The 17,888-nt window shown below is 66.3% G+C and carries 11 protein-coding genes; 7 read left to right on the top strand and 4 right to left on the bottom strand.

The window, feature by feature from the left end; all coding sequences use genetic code 11:
- Positions 1-430: 430 nt before the first annotated feature.
- Together ABH900_RS03170 and ABH900_RS03165 are read left to right on the top strand one after the other, a co-directional pair.
- Positions 431-913, top strand: a complete 483-nt coding sequence (locus ABH900_RS03170) for a hypothetical protein (protein WP_429621192.1) — start codon at positions 431-433, stop codon at positions 911-913.
- A 140-nt stretch (positions 914-1,053) separates the two neighbouring features.
- Positions 1,054-1,938, top strand: coding sequence for a retropepsin-like aspartic protease (locus ABH900_RS03165; protein ID WP_429621190.1), 885 nt, complete (start codon positions 1,054-1,056; stop codon positions 1,936-1,938).
- Between the two features lie 16 nt (positions 1,939-1,954).
- On the opposite strand, the gene ABH900_RS03160 is transcribed toward ABH900_RS03165, so the two are convergent.
- Entirely contained in the window at positions 1,955-2,845 is an 891-nt protein-coding gene (locus tag ABH900_RS03160; protein WP_429621188.1) for a dihydrodipicolinate synthase family protein, read from the bottom strand.
- A 164-nt stretch (positions 2,846-3,009) separates the two neighbouring features.
- On the opposite strand from ABH900_RS03160, the gene ABH900_RS03155 reads away from it, so the two are divergent.
- A complete protein-coding gene (locus ABH900_RS03155) occupies positions 3,010-3,474 on the top strand; it encodes a GNAT family N-acetyltransferase (protein ID WP_429621186.1) in 465 nt (154 codons plus the stop codon).
- 99 nt (positions 3,475-3,573) lie between these two features.
- Positions 3,574-4,467 (top strand): helix-turn-helix domain-containing protein, encoded by an 894-nt coding sequence (locus tag ABH900_RS03150; protein ID WP_429621184.1) that lies wholly within the window; start codon positions 3,574-3,576, stop codon positions 4,465-4,467.
- On the opposite strand, the gene ABH900_RS03145 is transcribed toward ABH900_RS03150, so the two are convergent.
- Positions 4,415-5,245 carry a universal stress protein gene (locus ABH900_RS03145; RefSeq protein ID WP_429621182.1) on the bottom strand — a complete coding sequence of 277 codons (831 nt, stop codon included), beginning with the start codon at positions 5,243-5,245 and terminating at the stop codon, positions 4,415-4,417. The two genes, ABH900_RS03150 and ABH900_RS03145, sit on opposite strands and share 53 nt — an antisense overlap.
- A 169-nt stretch (positions 5,246-5,414) precedes the next feature.
- Here ABH900_RS03145 and ABH900_RS03140 point away from each other — a divergent pair, with 169 nt between their 5' ends.
- From ABH900_RS03140 to ABH900_RS03130, 3 genes are all read left to right on the top strand, one after another.
- Positions 5,415-5,981 carry a TetR/AcrR family transcriptional regulator gene (locus ABH900_RS03140; RefSeq protein ID WP_429621180.1) on the top strand — a complete coding sequence of 189 codons (567 nt, stop codon included), beginning with the start codon at positions 5,415-5,417 and terminating at the stop codon, positions 5,979-5,981.
- A gap of 443 nt (positions 5,982-6,424) precedes the next feature.
- Positions 6,425-12,526: a CshA/CshB family fibrillar adhesin-related protein gene (locus ABH900_RS03135; RefSeq protein ID WP_429621178.1), complete on the top strand. Its 6,102-nt coding sequence runs from the start codon at positions 6,425-6,427 to the stop codon at positions 12,524-12,526.
- Positions 12,523-16,212, top strand: coding sequence for a hypothetical protein (locus ABH900_RS03130; RefSeq protein ID WP_429621176.1), 3,690 nt, complete (start codon positions 12,523-12,525; stop codon positions 16,210-16,212). Before ABH900_RS03135 ends, ABH900_RS03130 begins: the two co-directional genes overlap by 4 nt.
- Positions 16,213-16,277: 65 nt before the next feature.
- On the opposite strand, the gene ABH900_RS03125 is transcribed toward ABH900_RS03130, so the two are convergent.
- Together ABH900_RS03125 and ABH900_RS03120 are read right to left on the bottom strand one after the other, a co-directional pair.
- Entirely contained in the window at positions 16,278-16,637 is a 360-nt protein-coding gene (locus ABH900_RS03125) for a response regulator (protein ID WP_429621174.1), read from the bottom strand.
- On the bottom strand, positions 16,627-17,787 hold the full coding sequence (locus ABH900_RS03120; RefSeq protein WP_429621172.1) for a two-component system sensor histidine kinase NtrB: 1,161 nt from the start codon (positions 17,785-17,787) through the stop codon (positions 16,627-16,629). The genes ABH900_RS03125 and ABH900_RS03120 overlap by 11 nt, the downstream gene beginning before the upstream one ends.
- Positions 17,788-17,888 lie beyond the last annotated feature (101 nt).

Raw genomic sequence — 17,888 nt, 5'->3', positions numbered from 1 at the left:
CGTGCTACATGTCGCTGGTTCTGCGCCCGTGTACGTCTGGCCGCTGAGCGTGTGCAAGTACCCGGTGCAGCGGTGGCCGCCACCCAGATGTTCGGGTTCGGGTCTGCAGTAGCCAATGCTACCGACCATGTTTGCTGCCCAGCCCGTGTTCGCATCAGACGGGCATGAGCCAAGTCCCTCCGGACCCCAATCCCCGTAGGTGTAGAGACCCGAGGGTGCCTCCACTCCGCCTTGGGTTGCGCATCATCCGAGCCTGCCTGCCTGGATGATTGCATTGCGTTTGCAACTGCGCCGAAGGTGGAGACACGGGCGCTGTACCTGGCTTCGAGGCTCAGACCGCCGAGCCCGTCATATTCACCGCCGGGCGGGCTGGGTAGACTCGGGCGGCACGCATGATGCGTGCACTACGCCAATTCCGAGGACGATAGTCATGTTGAAAGGATTGAACTCTCTCACCGCAGCCGCACTGTGCCTGCTCGGTCTTTCCGCCTTCGCCCAAGACGCCTCCGCCGCGCAATGGGTCGAGAGCGGTCGTACCGCGTACTTCAGATACAGCGCCTACGTCGGTGTCAACGAACACACCTGTAGCGCCGGCGCCGCGCCGATTGCGGGCTTTCCGGGCAGCTGTGCCAACGATCCGTTCAGTGGCTGGACGGCCAACTACAGTGCCGCCAGCGCACAGTCCAACGATCAGCTCCTGGCCTGTCCCCACAATCCGCACCAGATCGGCTCGGCCTGCTACGGCCTGGCATATGCGATCAACGGGCATGCCTATGCTGGCGGGCTGCCAGCCGCGTGCAGCGTCGGTGCGCGCGCGGTGCTCAGTTCGAGCCGCGTGGAAACCGTTGAGATCGAACACGAAGAGCTTGACGTAGATCAGGTCCAGTGGGCGAGCGAGTACGTCTGCCAGTAAACCTGTTGCAGGACGCCGCCGCCGAGTGTGGCGGCGTCCTGCATATTCCTTGTTGCGGCCGTGCACTAAACCTTTTGGCCGAGTGGAGCATCCAAGGCATGCCGCCCGCATGCCCACCTCAATGGAAGGATTCGATGCCCATGCCTTATCGTGCCCCGCTTGCCGTTTCCGTGGTACTGGCGATCCTCACCAGCGTTCCCTGCGTTGCCGCCGAGACGATTGCCATCCCGTTCGAGCAGGGGAAGGACCATCGGATATACGTCGAAGGCACAATCAATCAGTCGCGTCCCCTCCGCTTCCTCGTGGATACAGGGGCGGATGCGATGGCTGTGTCATTTGCCACGCGTGAGGCGGCCTCGATGAAGATCGACGATACATCCGAGAACACCGGTGCCGATGGCGTAACGTCGGTGAACTACAGCACGAACAATACTGTCACTGTGGGCGGCGTGCGCAGAGCGCTGGGGGCAGCAGTCATCGATTACCGCAATCGACCGTTCGACGCAGTACTGGGCTGGAAGTTTTTCGAAGGGCGTGTTGTCGAGATCGACTACGACAAGAAGACCCTGTTCGTTCACGATCGCTTGCCGAGTACCGCCGGCTACACCCGATTGAACACGCGATGGATTGACAACACGCCCGCCATCGAAGTGATCATGCGTACCGGATCGGCCGCACAACGGGCGTGGCTTTGCCTGGATACGGGAAGCAACGGCACCATCGATCTGACCTACGCCTACAGTTCCCGCCACCGGCTCAAGGACGTGTTCACCGAGACTATCGGAACGTCGCAGTTCAGTGGTAGCGCGGGCAAGAAGATTCGCGCGATCGACGCTCGCATTTCTTCGGTGGAGTTCCAAGGGCTGCAGTTGAACGGGCCCAAAGTGTCTTTCACCATTGATGAAGATGGCTCCAGCGGTGACGGCACCATCGGAAGCGAAACCCTCCAGAACTTCAACATCCTGCTGGACACGAAGACCGGCGACGTATACCTGCGCCCGAATGGAAATTCCAGTGGGGGTTGATGCCACCGTGCCGGGGCTACCGCAGCCCGAGCTCGCCCAGCACCTGCGCCACCTGCGCCCGGTCTTCGCCGCGCAGCCCCAACAGGGGCCGTGGCAGGCAATCTTCGCCACACACGCCCAGCAGCGATGCCGCGCATGCCACGACGCGGACGCCGCCGAAACGTTCATACAGCGCCCAGAGCGGTGCCAGCCGTTCCGACAGCACCTGCGCCGTGGCCATGTCCCCGTTGCGTGCCGCGCCGATGATCTGCAGCGCGACCTCGGGGAACAGGCCGGCGGTGCCCGAGTACCAGCCGTCACAACCGGCGGCCAGCCCGCGCGCGGCCCCGGCATCGCCACTGATGCCCAGCGTGATGTGCGCCGGAATGCAGGCGCGCAGGGCGGCGATACGTGCGGTCGCTTCGGCCGGATTGTCGGAGAGGCGGGGAAGTTTGATCGACGCGATGTTGGGCAGTGCGGCGATCCGTGCATGCAGTGCATCGGAGAACCGGAAGTGGGTAGTGCCCGGGTTGTCATAGACGCAGATCGGCGTGCGCACTGCGCTGCAGACCGATTCGAAGAGCGTGTAGACCTCATGCTCCATCAATGGCTGATAGGACACCGGAGCCAGCAGCAGGCCGGCTGCACCTGCATCTTCAGCATCCCTTGCCAGTTCCAGCACATCGCGGGTGCGTAGCGCACCGATGCCGACGATGACCGGTACCGCACCCGAATGGGCCAACGCTTCGCGCAACACGCGCTTGCGTTCGGCCTTTTCGAGGTAGGCGTAGCTGCCGGTGGAGCCGAGAATGCCCATCGACTCCACACCGGCCGTCGCGAGGCGTTCAATCAGGCCGGCGAAGGCGTGCAGGTCCACGCTGGATTCGGTAAGCGGTGTGAGCGGGAAGGCGCTGAGACCGTGGATCATGGTGAACCCCGAAGTCGAAGAGCGGAGTCGAGCGCCTGGCGTGGCGACCGTGGACGGTTGGCATTGTTTATTGTCCTAGGACAAAATTCAAGCGTCGTCCTCCAGCGTGATCCAGGCGTCGGGATCGCGCATCATGGAGGGCATGCCCGAACCCATGGTGTGCCGTGACCGAACACCTGCAGCCCGTACAGCCCGAGCACCACGCAGCCATCGCCGCGTGGCTGGATTCGAGCGACGCGACCCTGCGCTGGGCCGGGCCCGGCGTGGCGTTTCCACTGCCGCCGGGCCAGTTCGCGCAGGCGTTGCAGCTGGCCGAACGCCCGGGCTGGGTGCTGCTGGATGAGCACGGTCAGTGTGTTGGCTTCGGCCAGTTCTGGCCCACGACATCCGGCACGATGCACCTGGGCCGCATCATCGTTTCGCCGCAGGTGCGTGGGCGTGGCCTGGGGCGGGCACTGATGCAGGCGCTGGCCGCGCAAGCGTCGGGGTCGGCTGCGGTCGAGCGGCTGACCCTGCGTGTCTACCGGGACAACACCGCCGCCATCGCGCTCTACAGCGGCCTGGGCTTCCAGCCGGTCGATGCGGATTCAACCGGTGAATTGCTGTTCATGGCGTGCAGCCGCCCCTGAGCGCACATCGGGCTGAGCCTTGATGATTCCGGTACTTTTCACAACCCACCCCGGGTGCCCGCTATGCTGTGAGGGCAAACCCAGGCGGAAAACAGTCCGATGGACCGTGTGCCCCAGCTTCTGGACCAGGACGAATCGATGCGGCTTGAGGTCAGTACGCTTGCCGAAGGGCTGGGCGTGCCGCTGTCGTTCGGCCATGCGTACATGGTGGTACTGGTGTGCGTGGCCGGCTGTGCACGCTTCGCACTCAACTTCCGCGAGGTGGCCGTGCAGCGGCACGACGTGCTGGTGCTGGCCCAGGACACCCTGGCGCTGCTGCGGCGGCGCTCGCGCGGATTCGCGATGGTGGCCTGCCTGATGCCGAAGGCGCTGGCCTCGGAGGTGGCGTATGTGTTGCCCAATGCGTTGTTCTCGTTCCTGCACGCGCAGCCGCACAACGTGCCGTCGCCGTTGGACGTGCCCTTGCTGCAGGGCTGGCTGCAGCAGGTGATGGATGCCGAGCACAACGGCGGGCGCCATCGTCATGTAATGCAGCGCAACCTGTTGCAGACCTTCTTCCTGAAGTTCGCCACGCTGCTGCCGACGAAGCAAGCCGTCGCAACGCAGGTCAGCCGGCATGAGCGCCTGGCCTGGAATTTCTGGGAACTGGTCGGCCAGCGCAGTGCACGCCAACGCGATGTGCAGTCGTATGCCGAGGCACTGTGCATTTCGCCGTTCTATCTTTCACAGTTGACCCGCGAGTGCTTCGACCAGACCCCCAAGGCGCTGATCGACCGCCAGGTGGTGCTGCAGATCAAGGCACTCCTGACCTATAGCGAGCTGCCGATCGGAGGCATCGCCGAACGCCTGCAGTTCGAGGATGCGTCCTACCTGTGCCGCTACTTCCGGCGCCACACCGGGCAATCACTGACCGGTTACCGTCGCGCAGGGCAGGGCGGTGCTAGTGGGAAACGAACAGCGGAGCCGGCACCTCGGCCAGCAGATCCTCGGTGACGCCACCCAGCACGCGCTCGACCACCCGGCTGCGGCTGTAAGGGCCCAGCACAAGCAGGTCGGCCTCCGCATCCAGCACGTGCTTGCGGATCGCGCTGGCGACGCCGCCCTGGCTGGAGGTGATCGCTTGGATGTCCACATCCACGCCATGCCGCGCCAGGTGCTGTGCCATCTCCGCGCCGGGGGCCGCCTCGGCCTTGGGCGTATCGACCATCAGCAGGTGCACCGCCTGGGCGCGCGCCAGCAGGGGCAACGCATCCGCCACGGCGCGGCGAGCCTGCTTGCTAGCGTTCCAGGCCACCACGATGCGCCGGCCGACCTGCTCGCCCCGCCAGTGCGGTGGCACCAGCAGCATCGGCACGCCGGTCTGGCGGAGCGTGCCCAGCGGATGCCAGCCGGTGGGGGCGCCGGGTGTATGTGGATAGCCGGCGATGATCAGATCGCAGTACAACGATTGCAGTGCCAGATCGGCGCCGCCCAGGTAGTCGGAGACGATGCGCAGTTCGCTGCTGACCTGCAGCGGTTCGGACAGCGTGCGCAGCGTCTGCATCAGCTGGGCGGTGCAGGCGGCGTCGGCACGTGCCTGTTGATCGAGCGCCGCGGCAATGCCGGCGCCGCGTGCGAAACCGTTGGCGATGTCGGTGGGGTGCTGGGCGGTGGAGACCGCGACCAGGTGTGCTTGCTGCGCCTGCGCCAGGTGGGCGGCGATGCGCAGGACGCGCTCGCCGATGTCACTGGCATCGAACAGTACGGCGATATCCCGCAGTGGATGCAGCATGGCACTCCTCCTTCGATGCCTGTGACGCGTTCCCTGGCATGCACCGACCCGGGTGCACCGGACGCAGGTCTGTTGTAACGGATCTTCGATTCCAATGAATCATTTTTGATTCAGTTTATTAATTGATGATTCATGCTAGCGTGGCAGGACCCCGTTCCCAGGCCCATCCATGCGACCTGCTGCTGCACGCACGCGCCGCGATCTGCACCACGCCTTGGCGGCCACTCTGGTCAGTCACCCGCGCTGCACGCTCAGTGAGCTGGCCGGTGGCGCCGGTATCAGCCGGGCCACGCTGTACCGGTTCGCGCCAACCCGCGAAGCGATCAACGAGGCATTGTTTGCTGCAGGCTTCGAACGCTTGGAAGCCGCTGCCAGGTGGTTCGACGCGGATGCCGATGCGATACAGGTCTTGGAGCAGGTGACGCGGGCCCTGCTGGCCGATTGGGAGCTGGTGACGCTGGTCTTCGCGCGCATGATGGAAGAGCAGCAGCGCCAGGGTGACCTTCATCTGCTGCCTGAGCGCTGGGCGCCGATCGGTGAGCGTTTCGAGGCGTTTTTCCTGCGCGGCCAGAGGGTGGGCGAGTTCAACGTCGAGTTCACCGCGGTGTGGTTGGCTGACTTCTACTGGACCTGCTTCTACGGCATCACCTGGTCGCTGGCACGTGGCCGTCTTGCCCCGGCAATGGCGGCGTCCACGCTGTTGGCCTCGTTCCGACATGGGGCGATGAAGGGGTGATCGTGGGGCCCATGGCGCATTTCATGCCGACGCAGGGCACACGAAAACGCGCGCCGAATTCGCTTGACGTCTTGCCGGAAAGGGCGTTCGCGCTGCCGGAATCGTGCACGGTGTCGCACTTCCGGATTGCTACAACTGTGGTCGTCGAACAACGCCGAAATCGGCATAACTAAATGAGACGTTCATCACACTTTTGTTGCAGTGCGGTATCTTAGTCGCTGAACTTCATACCTGACCAACGAGGTCCAGGGACGGTTGTAGTGGCCATCGAGCCCGCAGGACGTGCTTCGCGCGCGTTGCGAGGCTGATGAGTTCGTCCCAGGCGACCTACTGAACAGCGGCTCCTGCGCGGGCCGCCCGGGGAAATCACCATGTGGCAGTCGACGACGTCGCGCATTCGCGCGGGCGGTGGATGCGTTCATCCCAAGAAAAACACCCGCTGCGTGCGGCCTGGCCGCTGGAGCGCGGTTGCCCTGATCCTGCTGCTGTCGATGGTTGCGCCATCGCTGGCCTGGGCAGCCGCCTACGCCACCGGTGGCAGCAGCCCGTACCGCAATACGGTGTTGTGGTTGACCTGGGGAGGCGGTGCCAACGGCGTCGACAACGTCGTGCTCAATGATGGGGCGCTGTCGTCCATCGACATGCCGATTGCTGCGGGTATCAACCTGCGCGTCGATTGCCGCTTGAATACGCCCGAAACCGGTGTGCTGCGCAGCTACCGTCCCGGCAACTTCAGCGGCGACAGTCTCGACGATCTGTACAACATCGGCGGAACCGGCACCAGCAACCAGCTGATTGCCGGCATCGCGCGCGCCAGTGGCACCTCCAGTTTCAGCATCACCTGTACGTCGACCCTGGGCGGTGCACCGTACCGCCTGCGTGGCGTGGTGATGGCCGACGCCGAGTCGATCAACAACAGCGGTGAATTCGTCGAAGCCAGCGCGCAGGGCACCTGGAACGTGGTCGAGGTCCGCAAGAACCTGTCCAATGCCACGCCCTATCTGGTGAACAAGACGACCAGCGGCGCCAATCAGGTGATCCGCTTCGGTCCCGGCAACGACGACAACACGGCCGCCGTCACCTTCCTCGCCTTCGACAACGCTGCGCACGCGCCGGGTAACCTGGCGGTGAACATGGGCTTCTCGATGCGTGGCGGCGGTACCACCGCCATTGCCATCGGCCTGCTGGTGCCCTACGCCGACTTCGGTGACGCGCCGCAGAGCTATGGGGACGCCATGCATGTGGTGGACGACCTGCAGTTCCGCTCCGATGGCATTCCGCAGGGCGCCAGCAACTTCAACATCAACACCGCCGGCTACACGCCCGGCGGTCTGGCGCCACCGCTGACCGATTTCCTCGGCAGCCTGGGCCCGGACACCGAGCAGAGGAGCAGCTACAGCGCGGACGCGCTGGGCGATGACAATTTCCCGCAGGCCGGCAGTCGCGAGGAAGACGCCTGGCCGACCAGTTACCGGCTGACGGTGATGCAGGCCGGCACGCAGATCAGCCAGCCAGTAGCCTGCGTGGGCAATGGCAGCGTTGCTGGCTGGATCGACTTCAACCGCAACGGCCAGTTCGATGCCAATGAGCGCAGCAATACCGCGCTGTGCAGTGGCGGCCAGGCCAATCTGAGCTGGACCGTACCGGCAGTCGTCAGCGCTGGCACCAGCTACGTGCGCCTGCGCTATGCCACCATCGCCACGCAGATCCAGAACCCGACCGGCGTAGCCGATGATGGCGAGGTGGAAGACCACCGGATCACCATCACCGCACCGGCGCTGAAGGTGGTCAAGAGCAACAACGCCACCGGCGGCATCTGGAACTACGGCCAGGCGGGCACGACGTACACCCTGTCCGTGAGCAACACCACCGATGTGCCGACCGGCAATCCGCCGAATGTGCCGGCGGGTGTGATCACGGTTCGCGACCAGTTGCCGGCCGGCATCGTGCCGAACTGGACGGGCACTCATGTGAGCGGCAGTTGGAGTTGCACCGCCAGCGGCCAGGATGTCACCTGTACCAGCAGCACGGTGCTGGCGGCGACCGGCAGCCCGGCGGCCACTTCAGTGTTCACGCTGCCGGTGACGGTCACCGCAACAGCAACCGGTGTGCTGACCAACCATGCCAGCGTGGGTGGCGGCTACGATCCGTTCAATGGCGGCAATCCGCCTGCGCCCGGCACCGCCTGCACCGACACCAACCACTGCACGCGCAGCGATGTGACCGTGCCGGCAACGCAGGTGCGCTACAGCAAGCGCTCCAACACCACTGGCCCGGTTGCGGTGGGTGCGACCGTCAGCTACACCGTGGATGTCACGGTGGCCGATGGCAACAGCCGCGATGTGCTGACCCTGACCGATACCCTGGGCACCGGCCTGGATTTCGCCAGCGTCAGCAGCCCCGGCGCATTCACCTGCAACGCAGCCAACCCGCTGGTGTGCACGCTGCCGGCCGGCACCGTGCCCGGCACTTACAGCCTGAGCTACACGGCCACGGTCAATGCACAGGCCAGCGGCCAGGTGGTCAATACCGTGGTCGGCACCGGTACCGATACGCCCACCTGCAGCAGCACCTGCACCACCACCACGCCGGTGGCGGTGCCGCGCGTCTCGGTGTCGAAGGCCAGCAGCACCGCCGGTCCGGTTGCCATCGGTGACAGCGTCGCCTACACCGTGACGGTGCTGGTGGCCGACTCGCGGACCACGGCGGTGACTACGCTGACCGATACGCTGGGCACCGGCCTGGACTTCGGCAGCGTCACCAGCGCCGGCAGCTTCAGCTGCGTGCCGGGCAATCCGCTGGTCTGCACGCTGCCGGCCGGCACCGTTCCAGGCAGCTATGCGTTCTCCTACACCGGCGTGGTCAATGCACAGGCCAGCGGGCAGGTGCGTAATGCCGTGGTGCCCAGTGGCACGGACAATCCGTCCTGCGTGGGTGCGTGCGATACCACCACGCCGATGGCCGCCGCGCAGGTGGTCTATGCCAAGCAGGCCTCCACCGGTGGTCCGGTGCGGGTGGGTGACCGCATCGACTACACCTTGACTGCAACGGTGGCGCGCGCGCGCACCAGCGCCGTGGTGACGCTGACCGATACCCTGGGCAGCGGTCTCGATTTCACCGGCGTCAGCAGCGCGGGCGTCTTCACCTGCAACGCCGCCAATCCGCTGGTGTGCACGCTGCCGGCCGGCACCGTGCCGGGTACCTACAGCCTCACCTATGGCGCCATCGTCAACGCGCAGGCCAGCGGAAGCGTGCGCAACGCCGTGCTCGGCAGCGGCACCGACAACCCATCGTGCAGCGTGAACTGTGACACCACCACCCCGGTGGCGACGCCGGGCGTGAGCTATGCCAAGTCGGTGAACAGCGCCGGTCCGGTCGCGGTGGGCGATCGCCTGACCTACACGTTGACGACGGTGGTGACCAACTCGCGCACCACCGATGTAGTAACCCTGACCGACACCCTCGGTACCGGCCTGGACTTCGGTGCGGTCACCAGCGCGGGCGCCTACACCTGCAACGCCGCCAACCCGCTGAGGTGCACCCTGCCGGCCGGGATCGTACCAGGCAGCTACAGCCTGACCTACACCGCGGTGGTGAACGCACAGGCCAGTGGACAGGTCACCAATGCCGTGCTCGGCAGCGGTGGTGACAATCCGTCGTGTACCGCCAACTGTGGTACCAGCACGCCGGTGACCGGCAGTGCGATTGACTACCACAAGACTTCGGCCGCGGCCGGTTCGGTGAAGGTGGGTGACAGCATCGCCTACACACTGACCGCCGTGGTCAGCAACTCGCGCACCACGGCGGTGTTCACCCTCACCGATACGATGGGCCCCGGCCTCGATTTCGGTGCGGTGACTGCCAGCCAGGGCTTCAGCTGCAACGCCGCCAATCCGCTGGTCTGCACGCTGCCGGCCGGCACGGTGCCGGGCACCTACACGGTGAACTACACCGCACGGGTGAACGCGCAGGCCAAGGGTAGTGTCAGCAATGCGGTGCTGGGTAGTGGCACCGGCACCAACACCTGCACTGCCAACTGCGGCACCACCACGCCGGTGCAGGCCGCCGTGGTGACCTATCGCAAGCGGTCTCCCACCGTCGCGCCGGTGGGGGTTGGTGATGCAGTCGACTACAGCGTGGAAGTGACCGTTGCGAACTCGCAGACCGTCGATACGCTGACCTTGACCGATACCCTGGGCGTCGGCCTTGACCTGCAGTCGGTGACCCAGCCGGGGCCGTTCACGTGCAACGCCAGCAATCCGCTTGTCTGCACGCTGCCGGCCGGCACTGCGCCGGGGACCTATACGCTGGGCTATCGCGCGCTGGTGAATGCACAGGCCAGTGGCAGCGTGCGCAATGCGGTGCTTGGCAGTGGCGGTGATACGCCCACCTGCAGTGGCGATTGCAGCACCGAGCATGCGCTGGCCGAGCCGCGCGTGGTGCTGGAAAAGCAGGCCGGCCCGGCCAGTGGCACCGAAGTGCGGCCGGGCGACCGCCTGCGTTACACGCTGGTAGCCACCGTCGAGCGCGCGGCGCTGCGCCGCCCGCTGCAGCTGGTCGATACGCCCGATGCTGGCCTGAGCATCGAGAGCCTGCCGGCCGGGTGCGTCCAGCAGGGTCCTGAAATTGTCTGCACGGTGCCGGCGGGTACCGCTATCGGTCGCCACGAGTTCGCCTACCAGGCCGTGGTCAACCAGGAAGCACGTACCGAAGTGCTGAACCGGCTGCGCGGGCAGTATCCGGACGGCTCGCCGCCGCCGGAGTGCACGACCTGCGAGACGCGCCACAAGGTAGTGTCCGACTTCGCGCTGCGTATCACCAAGACCGCCAGCCCGCGCCGGGTGAAGGTCGGCGATCTGGTGCGCTACCAGTTGGTGGTGGAGAACGTGGGCAGCAGCCATTGGCGTAACGGCGTGGTGGTCGATACGCCGCCGCCGGGGTTCAGCTATGTCGACGGTTCGATGCGGGTGGCGGACGACGACGGTGCGTTCGCGCTGGCCAGCAGCCAGTCGCCGTTGCGCATTGGCGCAGTGGATATCGCGGTGGGCCGCAGCGCGACCATCACCTACCTGTTGAGGGTGGGCGCCGGCGTGCGCGCGGGCAACCACGTGAACCAGGCCGTGGCGACGGCCGACGACGGCAGCCCGCTGTCGAACATCGCTACCGCCGAAGTGGCCATGGACACCGACCCGCTGCTGGAAGACAGCCTGGTGTTCGGTACCGTGTTCGATGACCGCGACGGTGATGGCTGGCAGGACAGTGCCGAGCTGAGCGGCGTGCGCGTGCAGGGTGGTTTCGCGGCTTCGGCCTACGTGCCCGGCTCGACCACGCTGGACCGCGGTGACGGCCCGCAGCCGCTGGCCGATGCCAGCGCGCCGCTGCTGCACGGAGTGCAGATCGGCGTGGTGCATGGCCGTGCGTCGACATCCGACACCGCCGAAGCGCATCAGGTGGTACTGCGCCAGCGCCTGCGCGAGCTGTCCTTCACTGATGAGTTCGTGCTGGAAAGCGCCCAGGGCCATCAGCTGCGCATGGATGCACAGGGCGCCACCCGGGTGCAGCGCAGTGGCGAGGCCGGCAAGGGCCTGACCGCAGCCGAACCGAGCGTGCGTCGCGAGATCGCCCGTGTCGCCGAGGGTTATGAAGTGGCCTATGTGATCGGCAACGAGGGCATCCAGGAGCAGGGCATCCCGGGTGTACGCCTGGCCACGGTGGAAGGCCTGCTGGTCGAGACCGACCCGTTCGGCCGTTACCACCTGGCTGACGTGCACGGCGGAGACGCGCGCCTGGGCCGCAATTTCATCATCAAGCTGGATCCGGCGACGTTGCCGGGCGGTGCCGAACTGACCACCGAAAATCCGTTGCTGCGGCGGGTCACCCAGGGCGTGCCTACCCGCTTCAGCTTCGGTGTGCGCCTGCCGCCGTCGCCGCAGGCCGCCGCTGAGCGCATGGAGATCGCGTTGGGCGAGGTGCTGTTCGCGCCGGGCAGCAGCGAGCTGCAGGCCAGCTACCACCCGGTGTTGAAGAAGATGGCCGAGGTGGTGGACCGCTACCAGGGCGGTGACGTGGTGATCGCTGCCAATGGCGAGAGCCAGGCGCTGGCCTTCGCCCGCGCCGGGGTAGTGCGCGATGCACTGCAGGCCGAGGTCGCTGAAAGTGCGCGCGCTGGCCTGACCGTGCAGCTGCGCACCGACGTGCGCGATCCGCACTCGCTGCTGGCCGGTGTGGATGCCGAGGGCGCGCTGCTGGGCAACGTACTGTTCGACACCGACAAGGCCACTGTGCGCGAGGAGTTCAAGCCGCTGCTGGCGGCCATCGCCGCACGCCTGGAAAAGCTGGGCGGCGGCCAGGTCAGCCTGGTCGGTCACACCGATGTGCGTGGCAGCCATGCCTACAACCAGGCGCTGGGCCTGCGCCGTGCCAACGCCGTGTTCGAGGCGCTGCGCAGCCAGCTCAGCCCCGCCGTGCAGCAGCGCCTGCGCGTCCGCAACGAGGAGAGCCCCGCCACCCGTGCGGCCGCTCGCCAACAGGAGGCCCGCCGATGAGCGCGCATCACTCTGCCGCCCGCCGTGCAGCCCGCCTGCCGCGCGCCGTGCTGTATCAGGCACTGCTGCTCGGCCTGGCCGGCACCGCCCAGGCCGCGCCGCCCGCCGCCGAGCCTGCACCGATCCGTTGTGACGGCAACCAGTGCGACGCCGAGGGCGAACTGCTGTTCAGCCTGCGCTCGCGCAGCTACGACGAACCCGTCACCGAAGGCACCTCGACGCGTTCCGGCTCGCAGGCGCTGCAACCGGATCGCCGGGTCAGCCTGGCGATCGATGCGCCGGGCAAGGCCACGGTGCGCGGCGAGTTCATGATCCGTCTACCGGAGGGCGGCGCGATCTGGGCCACCGAAGATCCAGCGATGGGCCAGCCCGAGCTGTCGGTGTCGGCGCCGGGGATGGTGGCCTTCGACGAAGGGCGCATCGTGCGGCCGGTCGAGTTCTACGTGCGCGGCAATTACACCGCGTTCATCCAGCGCCTTGAAGTCAGCGTCTACCGCGGCAGCGACACGGATCGTGTGGCAGCACTGGCAACGTTCGAACTGCCGGTGGCCGCCGTTGCCCAGGGCGTGTGGGATGGCGCACTGCCGGCCTCGACGCCGCTGCGCCGGGGTGACCGCCTGGTCTATGTGCTGCGCGCCTTCGATGCCGAAGGCAATGTCGATGAAACCACCGCGCAGTCGATGCAGCTGGTGACGCCGGCGGAATTCGAGCGCGGCAACCAGCAGTTGCGTGACGCGCTTGAAGACCGTCGCGGCACCTCGGTGGATGCCAGCCAGGCCGCCTCGCTGTCGCTGCTGCAGCAGGTGTTCGATGGCAATGGCCTGCGCCAGCAGAACATCCCGGTGTATGGCTCGCGCGTCCGCCTGCGCGGCCGTGACCTGCCGCTGGGGGCGTCGCTGAAGATCAATGGCGACAGCTACCCGCTGGACCAGGATCGCAAGTTCGCCGCCGAGTACCTGATGCCGATCGGCCACCATGCCTTTGACGTGCGCGTGGAGCGGCCGGATGCGCCGGCCATCGCGCGTACGCTGGAGGTCGATGTCACTGGCCAGTACCTGTTCGGGGTCGGCCTGGCCGATATCACCGTGTACCAGAACAAGGCCAGTGGGGCAGGGCAGGACCTGGCCCGTGGCGAGCGCAACGATGATGTGCTCAGCGACGGCCGCCTGGCCTTCTACCTGAAGGCCAAGACCCGCGGCCGCTACCTGCTGACCGCGCAGGCCGATACCCAGAACCGACCGCTGGACGAACTGTTCACCGGCTTCACCACGGCCGACCCGCGCGACCTGTTCCGCAGCCTGGACCCGGACCTGTACTACCCCACCTATGGTGATGACTCGCTGACCCAGCGCGATGTCGACAGCATGGGCCGGTTCTACCTGCGCATGGACTGGGACAAGAACCAGGCGCTCTGGGGCAACTACAACACCGGCCTGACCGGCACCGAGTACGCGCAGTACGTGCGTTCGCTGTACGGTGCGGCGCTGTCGTGGCGCTCGCGCGGCGCCAACGCCTGGGGTGATGCCAGCAGCGAGCTGCGCCTGTTCGGCTCACAGGCCGAGACGGCGCCAGGTCATAGTGAGTTCATCGGCACCGGCGGCAGCCTGTATTACCTGCGCCACGCCAGCATCCTCAGTGGCTCGGACCAGGTGGTGCTGGAAATCCGTGACCGCACCACCGGCCGTGTAGAGCAGCGCGTGCCGATGGTGCGCGGTGCCGACTACGAGATCGACGCCTTGCAGGGTCGCATCCTGCTGACCCGGCCACTGGCCCAGGTCAGCCGCGAGAACCTGCGCCGGATCAGTCGCGACGTGCCGCTGGACGGCTACGAGCAGCGACTGATCGTCGACTACGAATGGGTGCCGACCGGCTTCGACAGCGACGACATCACCGCCGGCGTGCGTGGCAAGCACTGGTTCGGCGACCACGTGGCAGTGGGCGCTACCTACGTGGACGAGCAGCGTGCCGGCCAGGACTACTCGCTGAAGGGCGCCGACCTGACCCTGCAGGCCGGACGCGGCACTTACCTGAAGGTCGAGCACAGCCGCAGCGAGGCCACCAGTGCGCCGGTGTTCTTCTCCGACAATGGCGGCCTCAGCTTCAGCCGCCTCAACCCGGACGGGCCGCGCGAAGGCGAGGCGACCGCCGTGGAAGCGCGCGTCAACCTGCGTGAGCTGGGCTGGACCCAGCGTGATTGGAGCGCGGGCGCCTGGTGGCGCCAGGTTGATGGGGGTTACTCGGTGGGCCGCTTCGATACCGGTCAGCGCGTACGCGAACAGGGTGCCGAACTGCTCGGTTACGTGACCGACGACTTCAGCCTGTACGCCCGTTACAGCGAGGCCCGCCGTGGCAGCGAGTCGTTGATCCAGGCACAGGCCACCGCCGAATGGCGGATTGGCGAGAACGACCGCCTGTCGGCCGAGCTGCGTCGTGTGCAGGAAGATCGTGGGGCTGGAAGCAACGTGGCCGGCGTGCTGGCGGCGGCGCGCTACACCCATCGCATCGGCACCTCGCTGGATGTCTACGGTGGCGGCCAGCTGACGGTGGACGACGACCATGGCCGCTATGCCGACAATGATGCGGTGGTGGCGGGCGGCACATGGACCTTCGCCAACCTGTCCACCGTCGGTGCCGAGGTGAGCGATGGCGACCGTGGCACCGCTGCGCAGGTCAATGCCGAGTATCGGCTGACCCCGCAGCACAGCTTCTATGGTGCGTTCACCCAGTCCACTGATCGCAGCGAGTACGACCCCCTGTTCAGCCCCAATGCGCAGGATGGTTGGACGCTCGGCCAGCGCTGGCGGTTGTCCGACCAGGTGAACGTGTTCAATGAAAGCCAGTTCCTCAAGTCCGGGCAGGAGTCCGGGCTGGCGCATACCTTCGGCATGGACTTCTATCCGGCGGTGGGCTGGAACGCGGGCTTCACCCTGAGCAACGGCAAGCTCGATGCCAGCAGTGGCCAGGTGGATCGCAAGGCGGTCAGCCTGTCCGGCGGCCGCACTGCGCCGGGCACCGAGTGGCAGAGCAAGCTGGAATGGCGTCGCGATACCGGCGCCGAGCGGCGCACGCAGTGGGTCAGTACCAACCGCCTTAGCCATCGCCTCAACGACAGCTGGCGCATCGCGGCGCGCTTGAACTACGCCGACACCGACGATGCGATCAATCCGGTGGCGGGTGCGCGCTTCATTGAAGGCAACCTGGGCTTTGCCTATCGCCCGTGGCACAACGACCGCTGGGCGCTGTTCGGTCGCTACAGCTATCTGTACGACCTGTCGACGATGGGCCAGGTCAACGGCGTGGACTACGACCAGCGCACCCAAGTGCTTTCGCTGGAAGGTGTGTACCGCATCGACCAGCGCTGGGAAGTGGCGGCCAAGGCGGCCCGTCGCGAGGGTGAGGTGCGCTATGGGCGTGGCACCGGGCCCTGGTTTGACTCAGCCACCAACTTCGCTGCGGGACAGCTGCGCTATGACCTCTACTACCAATGGCATGGTCTGCTGGAGTACCGCCTGCTGGACGTGCGCGATGGCGGCAGCAGGCAAGGCTGGCTGGCCGGTGTCGACCGTGATCTCGGGCGCAATTTCCGCGTCGGCGTGGGCTACAACTTCACCGACTTCAGCGATGACCTGACCAAGTTCGATTACACCCACCGCGGCTGGTACCTGAACCTGGTGGGGCGCTATTGAAGGGGCGGCCGGGCAGGGGGAGCGGCGCTACACAGGCGAAACGCCGGGCCAGCCCCAGCGTTTCGTCAATCCTGCTTCAACAGCTCCACCAGCTGGCGCAGGCGGTAGGGCTTGGGCAGGAATTCCACCTGCTCCGGCAGTGGGGGCAACTGCGAACGGGCATAGCCGGACGACAGGATCATGCGTGCCTGTGGCTGCTCGCGGGCGACGTGCTCGCTCAGCTCGATGCCCGACATGCCATTGGGCATGCTGATGTCACTGAATACCACGTCGAAGCGTGCATCGCCCTTCAGCAGTGCGGCGGCTTCATGCGCGTCGGCCGTCGTGGCCACCTCGATGCCGAAATCGCGCAGGGCCAGGCCGATCATCTCGCGCAGATCGGTCTGGTCCTCCACCATCAGTACGCGGATCGGTTCATCGGTCATGGGCGGGGTCCTCTAATGCAGGGAGCAGCAGGCTGACCGTGGTGCCGACACCGGGCGTGGTGGACACATCGACGAAGCCGCCGCTCTGGGTGGTGAATCCGAACACCTGGCTCAGGCCCAGGCCGCTGCCCTTGCCGATGTCCTTGGTGGTGAAAAACGGTTCGGTCGCGCGCTCGGCAATGTCGGCCGCCATGCCATGGCCCTCGTCGCAGACGCGGAGGGTGACATAGCCGCGTTGCAGTGCGGTGTCCGCATCCGGGTCGAGGCGATGCTCGAGCGTGGTGCCGATCTGGATGCGGCCGCCGTCCAGGGTCGCCTCCACCGCATTGGCGACCAGGTTGGCCAGCGCGGTCTGCAACTGCATCGCATCGGTGCTCACCTCCGGCAGGCCGGGGGCCAGGCTGGCCTCCAGCACCACCTGCGGCGGGCAGGCGCGTTGCAGGTCCGGCAGCCATTGCACCAGTAGCGCATTGAGGTCCAGCGGTTCACGGATGAGGGTCTGGCCGGTGCTGAATGCCAGCAGCTGGCGGGTCAGCAGGGCGCCGCGATCGGTGGCGGACTGTGCTGCGTCCAGCAGCTCGGTTGCGCGCGCATCAGCGGTGACGCGCAGCGACAGCAGGTCCAGCGCATTGCCGATCGTGGTCAGCAGATTGTTGAACTCATGCGAGAGGCCGCGGCTGAGGCGGCCGACCGTTTCGAACTGCTGGGTATGACGCAGCGCACGCTGGGCGTCGCGCAGCAGCCGCTGCGCCTGCCATTGTTCGGTGATGTCGCGGGTGATTTTGACAAAGCCCAGCAGCTCACCACTCTCGACCACCGGCTCGATGACGATGCTGGCGCGGAACGTCGAGCCGTCACGGCGCATGCGCCAACCTTCACTGGCGTACTGGCCCTGCTGCGACGCCAGTCGCAACAGGCGCTGAGGCTCGCCGGCCTCACGATCAGCGGGCAGATAGAAGCGGCCGAAATGAGTGCCGATGACGTCCTCGGCCGAATATCCCTTGATCCGCTGCGCTCCGGGATTCCAGCTGCAGACAATGCCATCAGGATCAAGCAGGTACAGCGCGTGGTCGCGCACGCTGTCGATCAGCAGCCGCAGCTGGCGGGAAGGGTCCGTCAGCACGGACGTCGTAGATGCGGCTGCGTCCACCTGGAAATGAGCGTTACCCCTGAGAGGGACGAGAAGCTAGGCATTGAAGTGTGAAGATCATGTGCAGACGCGGCGCGTGCCATTTGTCCTGTGCGGCTGAA

Origin of the sequence: Stenotrophomonas sp. AN71 (genome assembly GCF_050435725.1) — a bacterium.
Classification (GTDB): domain Bacteria; phylum Pseudomonadota; class Gammaproteobacteria; order Xanthomonadales; family Xanthomonadaceae; genus Stenotrophomonas.
Note: the sequence above shows the minus strand (reverse complement) of the source record. Positions and strands in the feature narration are given on the sequence as shown.

What these genes read in the sequence shown, in the direction of transcription:
- ABH900_RS03170 (WP_429621192.1), top strand. Translation starts at nt 431, where the DNA reads ATGTTGAAAGGATTGAACTCTCTCACCGCAGCCGCACTGTGCCTGCTC.
- ABH900_RS03130 (WP_429621176.1), top strand. Translation starts at nt 12,523, where the DNA reads ATGAGCGCGCATCACTCTGCCGCCCGCCGTGCAGCCCGCCTGCCGCGC.
- ABH900_RS03145 (WP_429621182.1), bottom strand. Translation starts at nt 5,245, where the DNA reads ATGCTGCATCCACTGCGGGATATCGCCGTACTGTTCGATGCCAGTGAC.
- ABH900_RS03125 (WP_429621174.1), bottom strand. Translation starts at nt 16,637, where the DNA reads ATGACCGATGAACCGATCCGCGTACTGATGGTGGAGGACCAGACCGAT.
- ABH900_RS03160 (WP_429621188.1), bottom strand. Translation starts at nt 2,845, where the DNA reads ATGATCCACGGTCTCAGCGCCTTCCCGCTCACACCGCTTACCGAATCC.
- ABH900_RS03165 (WP_429621190.1), top strand. Translation starts at nt 1,054, where the DNA reads ATGCCTTATCGTGCCCCGCTTGCCGTTTCCGTGGTACTGGCGATCCTC.
- ABH900_RS03140 (WP_429621180.1), top strand. Translation starts at nt 5,415, where the DNA reads ATGCGACCTGCTGCTGCACGCACGCGCCGCGATCTGCACCACGCCTTG.
- ABH900_RS03150 (WP_429621184.1), top strand. Translation starts at nt 3,574, where the DNA reads ATGGACCGTGTGCCCCAGCTTCTGGACCAGGACGAATCGATGCGGCTT.